Genomic DNA, 16955 nt, shown 5'->3' with positions numbered 1-16955 from the left:
GCCGTGCTCGCGGCGGGCGCGGTCGCCGCCGTGGCCGTCGGAGCCGTCCTCCTGCCGCCCGCCCACGCCCGGCGGCAGGACGCCCCGCCCGTGCCGTGGCCCGCGAACATCACCGAATGGCGCTACACCGGACTCGCCCAGACCACCGACACCCCCACCACGACCGGCTTCTTCCGCTTCGCGGTCACCGTCGACAGCGGACCCCCCGTCGCCGTACGGGTCATCGGCGCCGCCTTCGACGGGCTCACCGCGCAGGCCGTCCCGGTTCCCTCCTTCACCGTGCGCACGGGAGCGACCCGCCGCGTCACGGTGGAGATTTCGGTTTCCGACTGTTCGGGACTGCCCCTGAATGCGGACCTCGCCTTTCTGGACGTAACGCTGCGTAACACGCGCGCAATACAACACCACAGTTTCATCTTCGGCAGCGCCTACTCCAAGGACCTTTCCCAGCTCCTCCACAGGGCCTGCGGCACGACAAACGCCAGGCCAGGCCCACGGCCAAGCGGAAGTGCAGGTTCTCAAAATGTGGACCGAGACTGAATTCCGCCAAACCGGCCGAGACCCCCCCTCCACGAAGCCCGCCAACCTGCACGTCATAACAAGAAAGTCACAAGCCAGCGCACGACGATGCCCATGCCCACAGACCGGGCTTAGAGTCACGGCCAGTCACCGCTCCATCGGGAGTTGGGTACCAGCGCAGCACCTTGCCGCTCCACACCGGGGCGACTGTGCCTGCGGAAAGGACTGATTGTGCGACAGCGTTCTTTGGTGATACTGACCTCCGTTCTCACGACCGGAGCTCTGACCCTCACCGCCTGCGGCTCCCGGGACAGCGGTAGCAAGAGCGACAGCGGGTCGACCACCTTGACCATCGGTGTCGACGCCCCGCTGTCCGGCGAGAACTCCACCACCGGTCTCGGCATCCAGTACGGCGTCCAGATCGCCGTCGACGACGCCAACAAGAACAACTGGGTCCCCGGCGTCAAGTTCAAGGTCAAGGCCCTGGACGACAAGGCGCAGCCCGCCACCGGCCAGTCCAACGCCACCGCCTTCACCGGCCAGAGCGACGTCGTCGGCGCCGTCGGCCCGCTGAACTCCGGCGTAGCCCAGTCGATGCAGCAGGTGTTCGCCTCGGCCAACATGGTCGAGATCTCCCCCTCGAACACCAACCCCGCCCTGACCCAGGGCAAGGACTGGGCGACCAACAAGACGCGGCCGTACAAGACGTACTTCCGCACCGCCACCACCGACGCCCTCCAGGGTGCCTTCGCCGCCGACTACGCGTACAACGGCCTCAAGAAGAAGAAGGCCTTCGTCGTCGACGACAAGCAGACCTACGGCGCCGGCCTGGCCGGGATCTTCAACGGCGCCTTCAAGAAGCTCGGTGGCTCCATCGCCGGCACCGACCACGTCAACACCGGCGACACGGACTTCAGCTCCCTCGTCACCAAGATCAAGAACTCCGGCGCCGACCTGCTCTACTACGGCGGCCAGTACGACGAGTCGGAGAAGATCACCAAGCAGCTCAAGGGCGCCGGCGTCAAGATCCCGCTGTTCGGCGGTGACGGCATGTTCGCCACCACCTACATCGAGACCGCCGGCAAGGCCGCCGAGGGCGACCTCGCCACCTCCGTCGGCGTCCCCGCCGACACCCTGCCCGCCGCCAAGCAGTTCATCGCGACCTACAAGGCCAAGGGCTACAAGGGTGACTACGGCGCCTACGGCGCCTACGCCTACGACGCCGCCAGCGCCATCATCAAGGCCGTGAAGGCCGTCAAGGACGGCAACAGCGACAAGCTGCCCTCCGGCAACGACCTCCGCTCCAAGGTCGTCACCGCCGTACAGAAGTCCGACTTCGAAGGCATCTCCGGCAAGGTCGCCTTCGACCAGTACGGCGACACCACGAACAAGCAGCTCACCGTCTACCAGGTCACGAACGGCAAGTGGAAGGCCGTGAAGACCGGCACCTTCAACGGCAGCTGACCTCAGCTCCAGCACCACCGCACCACGGGCCGCGCGGAAGGAGGATCCCGACCGCGCGGCCCGTTGTCACACCCCCCACCCCAGGCACGCGATCTGTGCACACGACCACCAGCGACAATGGAGGCCACGCGGTGAACACCCTGCCGCAGCAGCTGGCCAACGGGCTGCTCCTAGGCTCGATGTACGGGCTGATCGCCATCGGCTACACGATGGTGTACGGCATCGTCCAGCTCATCAACTTCGCGCACGGCGAGATCTTCATGACCGGGGCCTTCGGCGCCCTCACGGTCTACGCCTACATCCTGCCCGACGGCACCGCGATGGTAGTCGCCGTACCGCTCATGCTGATCGGCGGCGGAATCGTCTCCGTCCTCGTCGCGGTAGGGGCCGAACGATTCGCCTACCGCCCCCTGCGGCAAGCACCACGGCTGGCCCCCCTCATCACCGCCATCGGCCTCTCCCTGTCACTCCAGGAACTCGTCCGGAACTTCTACCCGGGCGCCGACAAGGCCCGCTCCTTCCCCAGCCTCGACGGCAACCACGACATCGGCTCCGTCACCATCTCCGACGCCGACATCTTCCTGGTCATCGCCGCCATCGTCTGCATGTCCGGCCTCGCCTGGTTCGTCCGCAAGAGCCGCACCGGCCGCGCCATGCAGGCCACCGCGCAGGACCCGGACACCGCCCAGCTCATGGGCATCGACACCAACCGCATCATCGTCATAGCGTTCGCGATCGGCGGCTTCTTCGCCGCGGTGGCCGCCGTCTCCTACGGCCTCAAGTACGGCAACATCGACTACCGCATGGGCTTCCTGATGGGCCTCAAGGCCTTCACCGCGGCCGTCATGGGCGGCATCGGCAACATCTACGGCGCCATGCTCGGCGGAGTCGTCCTCGGCGTCGCCGAGACCCTCGCCTCCGCCTACATCAGCCACATCCCCGGCATGCAGCAGCTCGGCGGTTCCAGCTGGGCCAACGTCTGGGCCTTCTGTCTCCTCATCCTCGTACTGCTGTTCAGGCCACAAGGCCTGCTCGGCGAACGCGTCGCGGACAGGGCGTGATCACATGACCGAGACGACCAAGACCCCGGCCACCCCGCCCGCCGACGACACCACGGCCGCGCCCACGCACCAGGGCCTCATCCCCATGCCGACCGCAGCGGCCCGCGCCCTCACCCTCGGCGCCGGCATCGCCACCGCCGTCTCCGCCTTCCTCGCCTGGACCTGGACCGCCGACTTCCCCGGCGACCTCACCGTCTACGGCTACCCCGGCGGCCTGCAATGGCTCACCGTCGTCGGCGGCGTCCTCGTAGTCCTCTTCGCCCTCTCCGGATACGGCATCCGCGGTCTCCGCTGGCTCGCCCCCGCCGGCGCCACCGGACCCACCCTCCTCGCCGCACTCGGCGTCTTCGCCACCACCTGGTACACGGTCATCGCGATCACCGTGAAACTCGGCGGAATCGTCAACCTCGAACCCGGCGCGTTCATCGCCGCAGTCGCCTCCCTCGCCACGGTCATCGGCGCCTTCGGCCTGCCCGCCGGCGAAGGCGCGACCCAGAAGGCGAAGAAAGCCTCCAGCGACTACCTCGCCGCCCACGGCCGCTCCCGGTGGCGACTCATCCTCGCCGGCGTCAAGTTCCTCAACGCCTACATCGGCAAGCCCGACACCATCCCCGCCGCCGCACCCACCGCACCCTGGGTCCAGCGACTGACGATCACCATCGTCGCCGCCCTCGCCCTCACCGTCTTCGCCTACGGCATCGACGCCGAGGACCAACTCTTCGTCGGCTTCCTCATCGTCGTCGTCTTCACCGCCTGGGCCCTGCACAGCGCCGGCCTCTTCGACCGGTTCAGCCACCTCACCGCCACCAACCGCAGCTTCGCCCTCGCCATGGGCTTCGTCGCCGCGATCGGCTTCCCCTTCACCCAGACCAACGACCACTACGCCAACCTCGGCGTCAACATCCTCATCTTCGGCACCGTCGCCCTCGGCCTCAACATCGTCGTCGGCCTCGCCGGACTCCTCGACCTCGGCTACGTCGCCTTCCTCGGCGTCGGCGCCTACACCGCCGCCCTGGTCTCCGGCTCCGAGTTCTCCAAGTTCTCCGGCGTCCAGTTCCCCTTCTGGGCCGCCGCCCTCACCGGTGCGGCCGCATCGCTGGTCTTCGGCGTCCTCATCGGCGCCCCCACCCTGCGCCTGCGCGGCGACTACCTCGCCATCGTGACCCTCGGCTTCGGAGAGATCTTCCGCATCGCCGTCAACAACATGGACGGCGTCTCCGGCCCCGACATCACCAACGGCCCCAACGGCATCCCGTCCATCCCCGACCTGTCGTTCTTCGGCTTCAACTTCGGGGAGAACCACGACATCGCCGGATTCACCATCGGCCGGTTCGCCAACTACTACCTCCTCATGGTCCTGATCAGCGCGCTCGTCGTCACGATCTACCGCCGCGCCTCCGACTCCCGCATCGGCCGCTCCTGGATCGCCATCCGCGAGGACGAGACCGCCGCCACCGCCATGGGCATCAACGGCTTCCGCGTCAAGCTGATCGCCTTCGCCCTCGGCGCCACCCTCGCCGGTCTCGCGGGCACCGTCAGCGCCCACGTCACCTACAGCGTGGTGCCGAACCCGTACCAGTTCGCCGGAGCGGCCCCGCCCAACTCCGCGTTCCTGCTGGCCGCCGTCGTCCTCGGCGGCATGGGCACCGTCTCCGGACCCTTCCTCGGCGCCGCCCTGCTCTACCTGCTCCCGGAGAAGCTCGTCGCCCTCCAGGACAAGTCACTCCTCGCCTTCGGCATCGCCCTCATCCTCCTGATGCGCTTCCGCCCCGAAGGAATCATCCCCAACCGCCGACGCCAGCTCGAATTCCACGAGACCGGCCAACTCGACGTACCGGACACCACGACCCTGACCGACGAACCGGCCATCACCAAGGCAGGGGCGTAGAGAGCCATGACGACACCCGTACTCGAAGCCCGTGACGTCACCATGCGCTTCGGCGGCCTCACCGCCGTCCGCTCCGTCGACTTCACCGTCAACGCCGGCGAGATCGTAGGCCTCATCGGCCCCAACGGCGCCGGCAAGACCACCTTCTTCAACTGCCTCACCGGCCTCTACGTCCCCACCGAGGGCACGGTCTCCTACAAGGGCACGGTGCTCCCGCCGAAGCCCCACCTGGTCACCAAGGCAGGCATCGCCCGCACCTTCCAGAACATCCGCCTGTTCGCCAACATGACGGTCCTGGAAAACGTGCTCGTAGGCCGCCACACCCGCACCAAGGAAGGCCTCTGGTCGGCCCTCCTCCGCGGCCCCGGCTTCAAGAAGGCCGAAAAGGCCAGCGAAGAACGCGCCATGGAACTCCTGGAGTTCATCGGCCTCGCCCACAAGCGCGACCACCTGGCACGGAACCTCCCCTACGGCGAACAGCGCAAGCTGGAGATCGCCCGGGCCATGGCATCCGAACCAGGCCTGCTCCTCCTGGACGAGCCGACCGCCGGCATGAACCCCCAAGAGACGCGGGCGACCGAAGAGCTGGTCTTCGCCATCCGCGACAAGGGCATCGCCGTCCTCGTCATCGAGCACGACATGCGCTTCATCTTCAACCTCTGCGACCGCGTCGCCGTCCTCGTCCAGGGCGAAAAACTCGTCGAAGGCACCTCCGACGTCGTCCAGGCCGACGAACGCGTCGTAGCCGCCTACCTAGGCGAACCGTTCGAAGGCGCCCCCGAAGAAACCCAGGGGGAAACAGAAGCGGAGAGCACGACCAGCACCACCAGCGCCAAGGGAGAAGCCCAGTGACCGCACTGCTAGAGGTCGAGGACCTCAGGGTCTCCTACGGCAAGATCGAAGCCGTCAAGGGCATCTCCTTCAGCGTCGAAGCCGGCCAGGTCGTCACCCTCATCGGCACCAACGGCGCCGGCAAGACAACGACCCTGCGCACCCTCTCGGGCCTGCTGCAGCCCTCGGGCGGCAAAATCACCTTCGACGGCAAACCGCTCAACAGCGTCCCCGCCCACAAGATCGTCGCCCTCGGCCTGGCCCACTCCCCCGAAGGCCGACACATCTTCCCCCGCCTCACCATCGCGGAGAACCTCCAACTCGGCGCCTTCCTCCGCAAGGACAACGCAGGCATCGAAAAGGACATCCAGCGCGCCTACGACCTCTTCCCCATCCTCGGAGAACGTCAGAAGCAGGCGGCGGGCACGCTGTCCGGCGGTGAGCAGCAGATGCTGGCGATGGGCCGAGCCCTCATGTCCCAGCCGAAACTCCTCATGCTCGACGAGCCCTCCATGGGCCTCTCCCCGATCATGATGCAGAAGATCATGGCAACGATCATCGAGCTCAAGGCCTCCGGCACGACGATCCTCCTCGTCGAACAGAACGCCCAAGCAGCCCTGTCGCTCGCCGACCAGGGCCACGTCATGGAGGTCGGCAACATCGTCCTCTCCGGCACGGGCGAGGACCTGCTGCACGACGAATCGGTACGGAAGGCATACCTCGGCGAAGACTGAGGTCACTGTCACCATCGCCGTTCTCTACGACGAGGCCCGCGCCCCCTGTTTCGGGGCGCGGGCCTCGTCGTATGCGCGTGCGCTGCACGCGGCGGGTGTCAGCCCTTCGAGGACTTCTTCTCGTCCGCGTCCTGGATGACCGCCTCGGCGACCTGCTGCATGGACATCCGACGGTCCATCGACGTCTTCTGGATCCAACGGAACGCGGCCGGCTCGGTCAGCCCGTACGCGGTCTGCAGGATCGACTTCGCACGGTCGACCAGCTTGCGGGTCTCCAGACGCAGCGTGAGGTCGGCGACCTCCTGCTCCAGCTGCTTCAGCTCCGTGAACCGTGAGACGGCCATCTCGATCGCCGGCACAACGTCACTCTTGCTGAAGGGCTTCACCAGGTACGCCATGGCACCGGCGTCCCTTGCTCGCTCGACGAGGTCGCGCTGCGAGAAGGCGGTGAGCATCAGCACGGGCGCGATGGACTCCTCGGCGATCTTCTCGGCGGCGGAGATACCGTCCAGCTTGGGCATCTTCACGTCGAGGATCACCAGGTCGGGCTTGTGCTCACGGGCCAGCTCGACGGCCTGCTCACCATCACCGGCCTCACCGACGACGGTGTACCCCTCTTCTTCGAGCATCTCTTTGAGATCGAGCCGGATCAGGGCCTCGTCCTCGGCGATGACGACACGGGTCGTCAGCGGAGGCACGTGCGACTTGTCGTCGTCGGGCGCGTCTACGGGCTGGGGCGACTCGGGGGCGGTCACGGGGGCTCCTCGTTCAGGGCACGGGGGTAGTGCTGACAAGAGCCTACCTAGCTGCGATAAGGTGGACGGGCAGCGGGTCGAGGTAAACCTTCGATTTGTTAGGCCCCGGTAGCCCAATCGGCAGCAGGCAGTGCTCTCAAACAGCATCCAGTGTGGGTTCGAGTCCCACCCGGGGCACTTTTCCTTCGATTCGAAGGCTGGCGTTTTAAGCGGAGGTTCACGTTCGCGTGAGCCTCTCCGCTTTTTGCTGCGTGTCATCGCGATCACTCTCACAGAGTGATCGCATGTACGACATCAGCACACGCAAGCGAGCGCTCGCACTGGTCGAGCAGGGTCGCAGCCTCAACTCGGTGAGTCGTGAGACCGGCATCTCACGCGCCGCGATCCGCTCCTGGCAGGACCGACTCGAACCGCTGCCCAGCATCGCGACTCCGGCCCCCGGGCCACCTGCCGACAATCACGCCTACGCCTATCTCCTGGGCCTCTATCTCGGCGACGGCTGCGTCAGCGCCCACCCTCGCGGCACCGGCTACTACCTCAGGATCGCCTGCGCCGACGTATGGCCCGGGCTCATCCAACTGTGCCGCGAGGCCATAACGAAGGTGAGCCCAGACATCGGCGTCTACTCACTCCAGAAGGAGGGCTAAGTAATGGTGACCAGTTACTACCGGCACGGGCCCTGCCTCTTCCCCCGGCACGGCCCCGGCATGAAGCACAAGCGCAAAATCGCCCTCGAACCCTGGCAGCAGGACATCGTGGACGCCCACCCCTGGGAGTTCATCCGGGGTCTCGTCCACTCCGACGGCTGCCGTATCACCAACTGGACGACTCGCCTCGTCGGCGGTGAGACAAAACGCTACGAATACCCCCGGTACTTCTTCACCAACCTGTCCGCGGACATCAGGCTGCTCGACACCGACACCCTCGACAAGGTCGGCGTCAGCTGGAAGCAGGCGAACGCTCACAACATCTCGGTCGCCCGCAAAGCCTCAGTCGCCCTCATGGACACCCACGTAGGCCCCAATCACTGACCCCGCAACATGACGCGTCACGACCGAACCCACCCCCCTTTGTGACCTGCCCCAATTCCCCGCGCGACCGTTGACCTGGCCGAACCCCACCCGCGATGTTCGCCGCATGACACCCCTGAACAGACGAGGTTTCGTCACGGCCGCCGCCGGTGCCGCCGCGGCAGCCGTAGCCATGAGCCCGGAATCCGCCGCAGCCCTGGGTCAGGAACAGAGCCACACAGACATGGATGAACTCAACCTCTCGAACAAAGACGACTTCACCGCCGCCGACAAGGGATTCATCGCCGCCCTGAAACCCGGCGTCGTCAAGAACGCCGCCGGAGACGTCGTCTGGGACAACGACGCCTACGCCTTCCTCAAGGGCAACGCCCCGAAGACCGCGAACGCCAGTCTCTGGCGCATGTCTCAACTCGCCCGGAAACAGGGGCTGTTCAAAGTCACGGACCGGATCTATCAGGTTCGCGGACTCGATCTCTCCAACATGACGATCGTCGAGGGTGACACCGGCGTCGTCGTCATCGACCCGCTGATCTCCGCCGAAACCGCCGCCGCAGCCCTCAAGTTGTACCGCGACCACGTGGCCGACAAAGAGGTGACCGGCCTCATCTACACCCACCCGCACGTCGACCACTACGGCGGCTGCCGAGGCGTTCTCCCGGACGGTGCCGGTGACGTGCCGATCATCGCTCCCGAGGGTTTCATGGAGCACGCCGTCTCCGAGAACGTATACACAGGGACGGCGATGACCCGCCGTTCCATCTACATGTACGGCGCCCGACTCCCCAAGGGCCCTGCCGCGCAAGTCGGTTGCGGGCTCGGACAGAACATCTCCACCGGGACAATCGGGCTCCTCGAACCCACTCAGTACGTCTCGACGACCGGGCAACGGCTCACCATCGACGGTGTCGTCATGGAGTTCCAGATGACGCCGGGGACGGAGGCGCCCGCCGAGATGAACTTCCTGTTCCCCGATCTCCGTGCGGTCTGCATGGCCGAGAACGCCACGCACACGATGCACAACATCATCACGCTGCGCGGCGCCCAGGTCCGGGACGCGAAGGAGTGGGCGGCGTATCTGACCGAGTCGATCGGGCTGTACGGCGGTCAGGTCGATGTCGCGTTCGCGTCGCACCACTGGCCGACGTGGGGGAACGAGGAGATCGTCGGTCTGCTCGAAGCGCAGCGGGATCTGTATGCGTACATGCACGACCAGACGCTGCGGATGCTCAACTCCGGTCTCACGGCCCGTGAAATCGCGGAGGAGTTCCAACTGCCGCCTGCGCTTGCGGAGGTGTGGGCGAACCGGGGGTATTACGGGTCGATCAGCCATAACGTGAAGGGTATTTATCAACGGTACATGGGTTGGTTCGACGGCAATCCGGCTCACCTTTGGGAGCATCCGCCGGTTGCGGAGGCGAAGCGATACATCACGGCGTTGGGTGGCATCGCCTCCGCCGTGTCGAAAGCCCGCGAATTCGTCCGCGACGGCGATCTCCGTTTCGCCGCCACTCTCCTCAACCATTGTGTGTTCGCCGAGCCCGATCAGCGGAAATCCAAGGAACTCCTCGCGCAGGTCTATGAAAAGCTGGCGTACGCGACGGAGAACGCGGTCTGGCGGAATTTCTATCTCACGGGTGCGATGGAGTTGCGGGAGGGGGTGAAGGCGCCTTCGACGACTTCCGACAGTACGGATGTGAAGGCGGCTCTCTCGGTCGATCAGCTCATTGATGCCATGTCGGTGCGGGTCGATGGGCCGAAGGCGTGGGATCTCGATCTCGCCGTCGACTGGTATCTGCCGGGGCAGTCGACGTACTGGCATCTGCGGTTGAGGCACGGTGTGTTGACGCGTACGTCGGGTGCCTCGCCCGACCCCTCCGCCGGGTTGACTCTCACCATGGACAAGGTGCAGTTGTTGCAGTTGCTGGCCGGGAAGGGGTTGGGGGCGATTCAGGTGTCCGGGGACGTCACGTTGCTGACCACGTTGTTCTCGGTGATCGTGACTCCTGCGGCGGACTTGCCGATTGTCACGCCGTAGACGCAACTCGGCGCCGCTTAGGGCTACTTGGCGCTACTTGGGGCTGTCGTCCTCGCCGATGTGGTGGACGCGGACGAGGTTCGTCGAGCCGGCGACTCCGGGGGGCGAGCCGGCCGTGATGACGACGATGTCGCCCTTCTGGCAGCGGCCGTGCTTGAGGAGGAGTTCGTCGACCTGGTCGACCATGGCGTCGGTGGAGTCGACGTGGGGGCCGAGGATGGTCTCCACGCCCCAGGTGAGGTTGAGTTGGGAGCGGGTGGCCGGGTCGGGGGTGAAGGCCATGAGGGGGATCGGCGAGCGGTAGCGGGAGAGGCGGCGGACGGTGTCGCCGGACTGGGTGAAGGCGACGAGGTATTTCGCGCCGAGGAAGTCGCCCATCTCTGCGGCGGCTCGGGCGACGGCGCCGCCCTGGGTGCGGGGTTTGTTGCGTTCGGTCAGTGGGGGCAGGCCCTTGGCGAGGATGTCCTCTTCGGCCGCTTCGACGATGCGGGACATGGTGGTGACGGTGGCGATGGGGTACTTGCCGACGCTGGTCTCTCCGGAGAGCATCACGGCGTCCGTGCCGTCGATGATCGCGTTGGCGACGTCCGAGGCCTCCGCGCGCGTGGGGCGGGAGTTCTCGATCATCGAGTCGAGCATCTGGGTGGCGACGATGACCGGTTTGGCGTTGCGCTTGGCCAGCTTGATCGCGCGCTTCTGGACGATCGGGACCTGTTCGAGGGGCATTTCCACGCCGAGGTCGCCGCGGGCGACCATGATGCCGTCGAAGGCGGCGACGATGTCGTCGATGGCCTCGACTGCCTGGGGTTTTTCGACCTTGGCGATGACCGGGAGGCGGTGGCCTTCCTCGTCCATGATGCGGTGGACGTCGTCGATGTCCTTGCCGCTGCGGACGAAGGAGAGGGCGATGACGTCGAAGCCGGAGCGCAGCGCCCAGCGGAGGTCGGCCTCGTCCTTGTCGGAGAGGGCCGGGACGGACACGGCGACTCCGGGGAGGTTCAGGCCTTTGTGGTCGGAGACCATGCCGCCTTCGACGACTTTGGTGTGGACGCGGGGGCCGTCGACGGAGGTGACTTCGAGGCAGACCTTGCCGTCGTCGACGAGGATGCGTTCGCCGGGGGTGACGTCGGTGGCGAGGCCGGCGTAGGTGGTGCCGCAGGTCTGGCGGTCGCCTTCGGCGCCTTCTTCGACGGTGATGGTGAAGGTGTCTCCGCGTTCAAGGAGTACGGGTCCTTCGGTGAAGCGGCCGAGTCGGATCTTCGGGCCTTGAAGGTCGGCGAGCATTCCGACGCTGCGGCCGGTCTCCTCGGAGGCCTTCCGGACGCGCTGGTAGCGCTCCTCGTGTTCGGCGTGGGTGCCGTGGCTGAGGTTGAAGCGGGCTACGTCCATTCCGGCTTCGACCAGGGCTTTGATCTGGTCGTACGAGTCGGTGGCGGGGCCCAATGTACAGACGATTTTTGCTCGGCGCATGGTTTGAGCCTAGGCCTTACCGGCGGGTAGGGAATTGGCCGTGCATGACTACTCAACAACCTTTGGGTGAAGGGTTATTGACAAGGCTTGAATGTGCGGCGGGCTGCTCCAATGAGCGTTCGAATGGTCGAATTGCGGAATGGCTGTCATAGGCGTGGGGGTGCCATCGTGAAGCGTGCGTTGACCTGGGCGTAGACGTGTTGCCGTTGGGGTTCGAGGTCGAGGGGTGCGGCGGTGGTGTCCTCGCCTCCTCCGCCGGCGAAGGACATGGAGCGCATACGGCTCTGGGGTGCGGCGTAGGTCTGGGCGTTCTCGGCGCCGATGTCGGCGAGTTCGACGAGGGCGGCGAGGGTGGTGCCGAGTGCTTCGGCGTATTCGCGGGCGCGTTGGACGGCTTCGTGGACGGCTTGCTGGCGGGCCTGGCGGTGGACGGGTGAGTCGGGGCGCAGGGCCCACCAGGGGCCGTCGACGCGGGTGAGTTCGAGGTCGGCGAGGCGGGTGGTGAGTTCGCCGAGGGTGGTGAAGTCGGTGAGTTCGGCGGTGACGTTGACTCTGCCGTGGTAGCGGTGGACGCGTTCGCCGCGGCCGTGTTTGGTGAGTTCGGGGGTGATGGAGAAGCCGCCGGTTTCGAGGCGTTCGACGGCATCGCCGTAGGTTTTGACGAGGTCGAGGACGGTGGCGTTGCGGCGGGTGAGGTCGTCGAGGGCGGTGCGGCGGTCGGTGCCGCGGGCGGCGACGGTGATGCCGATGCGGGCGATCTCGGGGTCGACTTCGAGGCGGGCTTCGCCGCGGACGGCGATGCGGGGGGCGTCGGGGGTGCCGTAGGGGACGGGGGGTTGGGGGTCGTCTGTGAGTGTGGTCATGCGTCCCACTGTGTCATTCACCGGTGGGTCACAGCTTGTGGTGGTCATCAGATCGAAACCTGCGGGGGCTGTTGCGCCAGGTAGGAAACGGGTCAGAATCTACGCGCGTTGTTGACTGTTTCCCGAGGAGATCAAGACATGCCCTTGAACCGCCGGAAGTTCCTGAAGAAGTCCGCCGTGACGGGCGCGGGGGTCGCGCTGGCCGGTGCGGCGGCGGCTCCGGCGGCGCAGGCCGCGGAGAAGAAGAAGCCGGGCAAGCACCCCAAGCGGTACGCGCTGACCGTGCTGGGCACGACGGATCTGCACGGGCATGTCTTCAACTGGGACTACTTCAAGGACGCGGAGTACTCGGACACCGCGGGCAACGCGATGGGGCTGGCGCGGGTGTCGACCCTGGTGAACCAGATCCGCAAGGAGAAGGGGCGGCGGAACACGCTGCTGCTGGACGCGGGCGACACGATCCAGGGCACTCCGCTGACGTACTACTTCGCGAAGGTGGATCCGATCACCGCCAAGGGCGGGCCGGTGCATCCGATGGCGCAGGCGATGAACGCGATCGGCTACGACGCGGCGGCGCTGGGCAACCACGAGTTCAACTACGGCATCGAGACGCTGCGGAAGTTCGAGGACCAGTGCCGATTCCCGCTCCTTGGCGCGAACGCGCTGGACGCGAAGACGCTGAAGCCGGCGTTCCCGCCGTACTTCATCAAGAAGTTCCAGGTGCCGGGTGCTCCGCCGGTCAAGGTCGCGGTGCTCGGCCTCACCAACCCCGGTATCGCGATCTGGGACAAGGCGTATGTGCAGGGGAAGTTGACGTTCCCGGGGCTTGAGGAGCAGGCGGCGAAGTGGGTGCCGAAGCTGCGGTCGATGGGGGCGGATGTCGTCGTCGTGTCGGCGCACTCCGGGTCGTCGGGGACGTCGTCGTACGGTGATCAGCTGCCGTATGTGGAGAACTCGGCGGCGCTGGTCGCGCAGCAGGTGCCGGGGATCGACGCGATTCTCGTGGGGCACGCGCATGTGGAGATCCCGGAGTTGAAGGTCACGAACACGGCGACGGGGAAGACGGTCGTGCTGTCCGAACCCCTCTGCTACGCCGAGCGGTTGAGCGTGTTCGACTTCGAGTTGGTCTTCGAGAAGGGGCGTTGGACCGTCGAGTCGGTGGCGGCGTCGCTGCGGGACGCGAAGACGGTGGCGGACGATCCGAAGATCACGCGGTTGCTGAAGGACGAGCACGCGCTGGTCGTGGAGTACGTCAACCAGGTGGTGGGTACGGCGACGGCGACGCTGACGACGGTCGACGCGCGGTACAAGGACGCCCCGATCATCGATCTGATCACCAAGGTCCAGGAGGACGTGGTGAAGGCGGCGTTGGCGGGGACGGCGTACGCGTCGCTGCCGGTGATCGCGCAGGCGTCGCCGTTCTCGCGGACGTCTCAGATCCCGGCGGGCGAGGTGACGATCCGGGATCTGTCGGGTCTGTACGTGTACGACAACACGTTGGTGGCGAAGTTGCTGACGGGTGCTCAGGTGCGGGCGTATCTGGAGTACTCGGCGCAGTACTTCGTGCAGACGGCGGCGGACGCGGTCGTGGACACGGAGAAGTTGACGAACGCGGGTGGCCGTCCGGACTACAACTACGACTACGTGTCGGGGTTCTCGTACGAGATCGACATCGCGCAGGCGGTGGGTTCGCGGATCAAGAACCTGACCTACAACGGCGCCGCACTGGATGACGCGCAGCAGTTCGTGCTGGCGGTGAACAACTACCGGGCGAACGGCGGCGGTGCGTTCCCGCATGTGGCGTCGGCGACCCAGGTGTGGTCGGAGTCGACGGAGATCCGGACGCGGATCGCGGAGTGGGTGACCGCGAAGGGTGTGCTGGATCCGGCCGACTTCGCGTCGGTGGACTGGAAGTTGACGCGGAACGGGACGCCGGTGTTCTAGGGGCTCCGGTTTTCTCGGGTGGGGGTCCGGCGGTTCTGGCTGCCGCCGGGCCCCTTCCTAGCGTCCTTCTACGAGTGGTGTGAGGGTGCGGGCGGCCTGGCGGGCCGGGGGGATGTGGGCCTGGGGGTCGAGGCCGAAGGTGGTGAAGGCGGTTCGGCCGGGGAGAGGGTAAGGCTCTTTGCCCGTAAGGGAGTTGAGGATGGTGGCGCTGCGCCAGGCGGCGAGGCCGAGGTCGGGGGCGCCGACGCCGTGGGTGTGGAGTTCGGCGTTCTGGACGTAGACCTGGCAGCCGGAGCCGGTGACGGAGGGGTCGAGGACGAGCCTGAACTGGTCGTCGACGCGCGGGCGTTCGGCGCTGTCGCGGCGCATGTAGGGGTCGAGTCCGGCGAGGATGCGGCCGAGGGGGCGTTCGCGGTAGCCGGTGGCGAGGACGACGGCGTCGGTGGTGAGGCGGGAGCGGGTGTTCTGCTGAAGGTGTTCCAGGTGGAGTTCGATCTTGGTGGTCGCGATCCGGCCAGCGGTGCGGACGCGGACGCCGGGGGTGAGGACGGCGTCGGGCCAACCGCCGTGCAGGGTACGGCGGTAGAGCTCGTCGTGGATGGCGGCGATGGTGCCGACGTCGATGCCCTTGTGGAGTTGCCACTGTGCGGTGACGAGGCGGTCGCGGACGGGTTCGGCGAGGGCCTGGAAGTAGCGGGTGTAGTCGGGGGTGAAGTGCTCCAGGCCGAGCTTGGAGTACTCCATGGGGGCGAAGGCCTCGCTGCGGCCGAGCCAGTGGAGTCTCTCGTGTCCCGCGGGGCGGTGGCGGAGCAGGTCGAGGAAGACCTCGGCGCCGGTCTGTCCTGAGCCGATGACGGTGATGTGCTCGGCGGCGAGAAACGTTTCGCGGTGGGCGAGGTAGTCGGCGGCGTGGATGACGGGGACGCCGGGGGCTTCGACGAGGGGCTTGAGGGGGTCGGGGACGTAGGGGGAGGTGCCGACGCCGAGGACGATGTTCTTGGTGTAGGTCCGCCCGAGGGCCTCGGCCTCCCCGTCGCTGTCGAGCTGGGTGAAGTCGACCTCGAACACGTCGCGTTCGGGGTTGAAGCGGACGGCGTCGACCTGGTGGCCGAAGTGGAGTCCGGGGAGGCTGTCGGCGACCCAGCGGCAGTAGGCGTCGTACTCGGCGCGCTGGATGTGGAAGCGCTCGGCGAAGTAGAAGGGGAAGAGCCGGTCGCGGTCCTTGAGGTAGTTGAGGAAGGACCAGGGGCTGGCGGGGTCGGCGAGGGTCACCAGGTCGGCGAGGAAGGGGACTTGGACGGTGGCGCCGTCGATGAGGAGGCCGGGGTGCCAGTCGAAGCCGGGACGCTGTTCGTAGAAGGCGGTGTCGAGTTCGGTAAGGGGGTGGGCGAGGGCGGCCAGCGAGAGGTTGAACGGTCCGATGCCGATGCCGACCAGGTCGCGGGGTGCTTCGGGTTCGTGGCGTGGGGGGTTGGGGGTCCGGGGGTGACCCGTCGGGGGGTGGTTCATCGGGGGGTGTGTCCTTCCACCAGTTTCAGGAGGGCGGCCAGGTCGTCGGGCCGGGTGTGGGGGTTGAGGAGGGTGGCCTTGAGCCAGAGCCGGCCGTCGAGTGCGGCCCGGCCGAGGACGGCCCGTCCATCGGTGAGGAGTTGGCGGCGTACGGCGGCCACGGCGTCGTCGGTGGCTTCGGCGGGCCGGAACAGGACGGTGCTGATGACGGGTGGGCCGTAGAGCTCGAAGCCGGGGTGGTTGTGCACGAGGGCGGCGAACTCCCGTGCGCGGGCGCAGACTTGGTCGACGAGGGTGCCGAGTCCGGTGCGGCCGAGGGTTTTCAGGGTGACGGCGAGTTTGAGGACGTCGGGTCTGCGGGTGGTGCGCATCGAGCGGCCGAGGAGGTCGGGCAGGCCGGCTTCGGTGTCGTCGTCGGCGTTGAGGTAGTCGGCGCGCTGGGTGAGGGCGGCGAGGTCGCGGGGGTGTCGTACGGCGAGGAGGCCGGCGGCGACGGGTTGCCAGCCGAGTTTGTGCAGGTCGAGGGTGACGGTGTGGGCGCGGTCGAGGCCGGCGAGTTTGTCGCGGTGCCGGTCGCTGAAGACGAGGCCTCCGCCGTAGGCGGCGTCGATGTGGAGGCGGGCGCCGTGGGCGGCGCACAGGCCGGCGATCTCGGGGAGCGGGTCGATGAGTCCGGCGTCGGTGGTGCCGGCGGTGGCGGCGACCAGGACGGAGCCGCGGGGGCCCGCCAGTGCGGTGAGGGCCTCGTCGAGGGCGGCGGGGTCGACGTTGACGGCGGGGGGGGGGACGTCGACCGGGTGGGACAGGACGTCGAGGCACTAATCCACAGCGAACGATGCGTAGTAGTAGCT

General features: G+C 67.0%; 12 protein-coding genes, 1 tRNA gene and 2 pseudogenes. 10 read left to right on the top strand and 5 right to left on the bottom strand.

From position 1 onward, the window contains the following. From ACFWP5_RS18975 to ACFWP5_RS18950, 6 genes are all read left to right on the top strand, one after another. The coding region (locus ACFWP5_RS18975) for a hypothetical protein (protein WP_384157303.1) at window positions 1-540 on the top strand (540 nt) is incomplete at its 5' end. Between the two features lie 225 nt (window positions 541-765). Continuing rightward, window positions 766-1983, top strand: coding sequence for a branched-chain amino acid ABC transporter substrate-binding protein (locus ACFWP5_RS18970; RefSeq protein ID WP_384157414.1), 1218 nt, complete (start codon window positions 766-768; stop codon window positions 1981-1983). Between the two features lie 131 nt (window positions 1984-2114). Further along, a complete protein-coding gene (locus ACFWP5_RS18965; protein ID WP_384157300.1) occupies window positions 2115-3044 on the top strand; it encodes a branched-chain amino acid ABC transporter permease in 930 nt (309 codons plus the stop codon). Between the two features lie 4 nt (window positions 3045-3048). Next, window positions 3049-4932, top strand: a complete 1884-nt coding sequence (locus tag ACFWP5_RS18960) for a branched-chain amino acid ABC transporter permease (RefSeq protein ID WP_384157297.1) — start codon at window positions 3049-3051, stop codon at window positions 4930-4932. 6 nt (window positions 4933-4938) lie between these two features. Continuing rightward, window positions 4939-5784, top strand: a complete 846-nt coding sequence (locus tag ACFWP5_RS18955) for an ABC transporter ATP-binding protein (RefSeq protein WP_384157294.1) — start codon at window positions 4939-4941, stop codon at window positions 5782-5784. Further along, a complete protein-coding gene (locus tag ACFWP5_RS18950) occupies window positions 5781-6497 on the top strand; it encodes an ABC transporter ATP-binding protein (protein WP_384157292.1) in 717 nt (238 codons plus the stop codon). The genes ACFWP5_RS18955 and ACFWP5_RS18950 overlap by 4 nt, the downstream gene beginning before the upstream one ends. 98 nt (window positions 6498-6595) lie before the next feature. On the opposite strand, the gene ACFWP5_RS18945 is transcribed toward ACFWP5_RS18950, so the two are convergent. Further along, on the bottom strand, window positions 6596-7252 hold the full coding sequence (locus ACFWP5_RS18945; RefSeq protein ID WP_384157289.1) for an ANTAR domain-containing response regulator: 657 nt from the start codon (window positions 7250-7252) through the stop codon (window positions 6596-6598). A gap of 102 nt (window positions 7253-7354) precedes the next feature. Here ACFWP5_RS18945 and ACFWP5_RS18940 point away from each other — a divergent pair. From ACFWP5_RS18940 to ACFWP5_RS18930, 3 genes and pseudogenes are all read left to right on the top strand, one after another. Then, window positions 7355-7429: transfer RNA gene (locus ACFWP5_RS18940), tRNA-Leu, on the top strand. A 107-nt stretch (window positions 7430-7536) separates the two neighbouring features. Next, window positions 7537-8283 (top strand): annotated as a pseudogene (locus ACFWP5_RS18935) (helix-turn-helix domain-containing protein). Between the two features lie 106 nt (window positions 8284-8389). After that, complete coding sequence (locus tag ACFWP5_RS18930) at window positions 8390-10318, top strand: alkyl/aryl-sulfatase (RefSeq protein WP_384157286.1); 1929 nt, start codon at window positions 8390-8392, stop codon at window positions 10316-10318. A 33-nt stretch (window positions 10319-10351) separates the two neighbouring features. On the opposite strand, the gene pyk is transcribed toward ACFWP5_RS18930, so the two are convergent. Both pyk and ACFWP5_RS18920 read right to left on the bottom strand, forming a co-directional pair. After that, window positions 10352-11788 (bottom strand): pyruvate kinase, encoded by a 1437-nt coding sequence (gene pyk / locus ACFWP5_RS18925; RefSeq protein WP_384157283.1) that lies wholly within the window; start codon window positions 11786-11788, stop codon window positions 10352-10354. A gap of 146 nt (window positions 11789-11934) precedes the next feature. Beyond that, window positions 11935-12651, bottom strand: coding sequence for an SIMPL domain-containing protein (locus ACFWP5_RS18920; protein ID WP_384157280.1), 717 nt, complete (start codon window positions 12649-12651; stop codon window positions 11935-11937). A gap of 138 nt (window positions 12652-12789) precedes the next feature. Between ACFWP5_RS18920 and ACFWP5_RS18915 the strand changes: the two genes are divergently transcribed. Then, window positions 12790-14595 carry a bifunctional metallophosphatase/5'-nucleotidase gene (locus ACFWP5_RS18915; protein WP_384157277.1) on the top strand — a complete coding sequence of 602 codons (1806 nt, stop codon included), beginning with the start codon at window positions 12790-12792 and terminating at the stop codon, window positions 14593-14595. Window positions 14596-14652: 57 nt separating this feature from the next. On the opposite strand, the gene ACFWP5_RS18910 is transcribed toward ACFWP5_RS18915, so the two are convergent. Both ACFWP5_RS18910 and ACFWP5_RS18905 read right to left on the bottom strand, forming a co-directional pair. Further along, on the bottom strand, window positions 14653-16104 hold the full coding sequence (locus tag ACFWP5_RS18910) for a lysine N(6)-hydroxylase/L-ornithine N(5)-oxygenase family protein (protein WP_384157274.1): 1452 nt from the start codon (window positions 16102-16104) through the stop codon (window positions 14653-14655). Continuing rightward, window positions 16101-16910 (bottom strand): annotated as a pseudogene (locus tag ACFWP5_RS18905) (pyridoxal phosphate-dependent decarboxylase family protein); the annotation flags it as partial. The pseudogene ACFWP5_RS18905 and the gene ACFWP5_RS18910, both read right to left, overlap by 4 nt. Between the last annotated feature and the right edge of the window lie 45 nt (window positions 16911-16955).

The sequence above is a fragment of the Streptomyces sp. NPDC058469 genome (assembly GCF_042721125.1).
In the GTDB taxonomy this organism is placed as follows: Bacteria; Actinomycetota; Actinomycetes; order Streptomycetales; family Streptomycetaceae; genus Streptomyces.
This window is presented reverse-complemented; position numbering and strand designations above follow the sequence as displayed.

What these genes read in the sequence shown, in the direction of transcription:
- ACFWP5_RS18960 (WP_384157297.1), top strand. Translation starts at nt 3,049, where the DNA reads ATGACCGAGACGACCAAGACCCCGGCCACCCCGCCCGCCGACGACACC.
- ACFWP5_RS18955 (WP_384157294.1), top strand. Translation starts at nt 4,939, where the DNA reads ATGACGACACCCGTACTCGAAGCCCGTGACGTCACCATGCGCTTCGGC.
- ACFWP5_RS18930 (WP_384157286.1), top strand. Translation starts at nt 8,390, where the DNA reads ATGACACCCCTGAACAGACGAGGTTTCGTCACGGCCGCCGCCGGTGCC.
- pyk (WP_384157283.1), bottom strand. Translation starts at nt 11,788, where the DNA reads ATGCGCCGAGCAAAAATCGTCTGTACATTGGGCCCCGCCACCGACTCG.
- ACFWP5_RS18920 (WP_384157280.1), bottom strand. Translation starts at nt 12,651, where the DNA reads ATGACCACACTCACAGACGACCCCCAACCCCCCGTCCCCTACGGCACC.
- ACFWP5_RS18915 (WP_384157277.1), top strand. Translation starts at nt 12,790, where the DNA reads ATGCCCTTGAACCGCCGGAAGTTCCTGAAGAAGTCCGCCGTGACGGGC.
- ACFWP5_RS18910 (WP_384157274.1), bottom strand. Translation starts at nt 16,104, where the DNA reads ATGAACCACCCCCCGACGGGTCACCCCCGGACCCCCAACCCCCCACGC.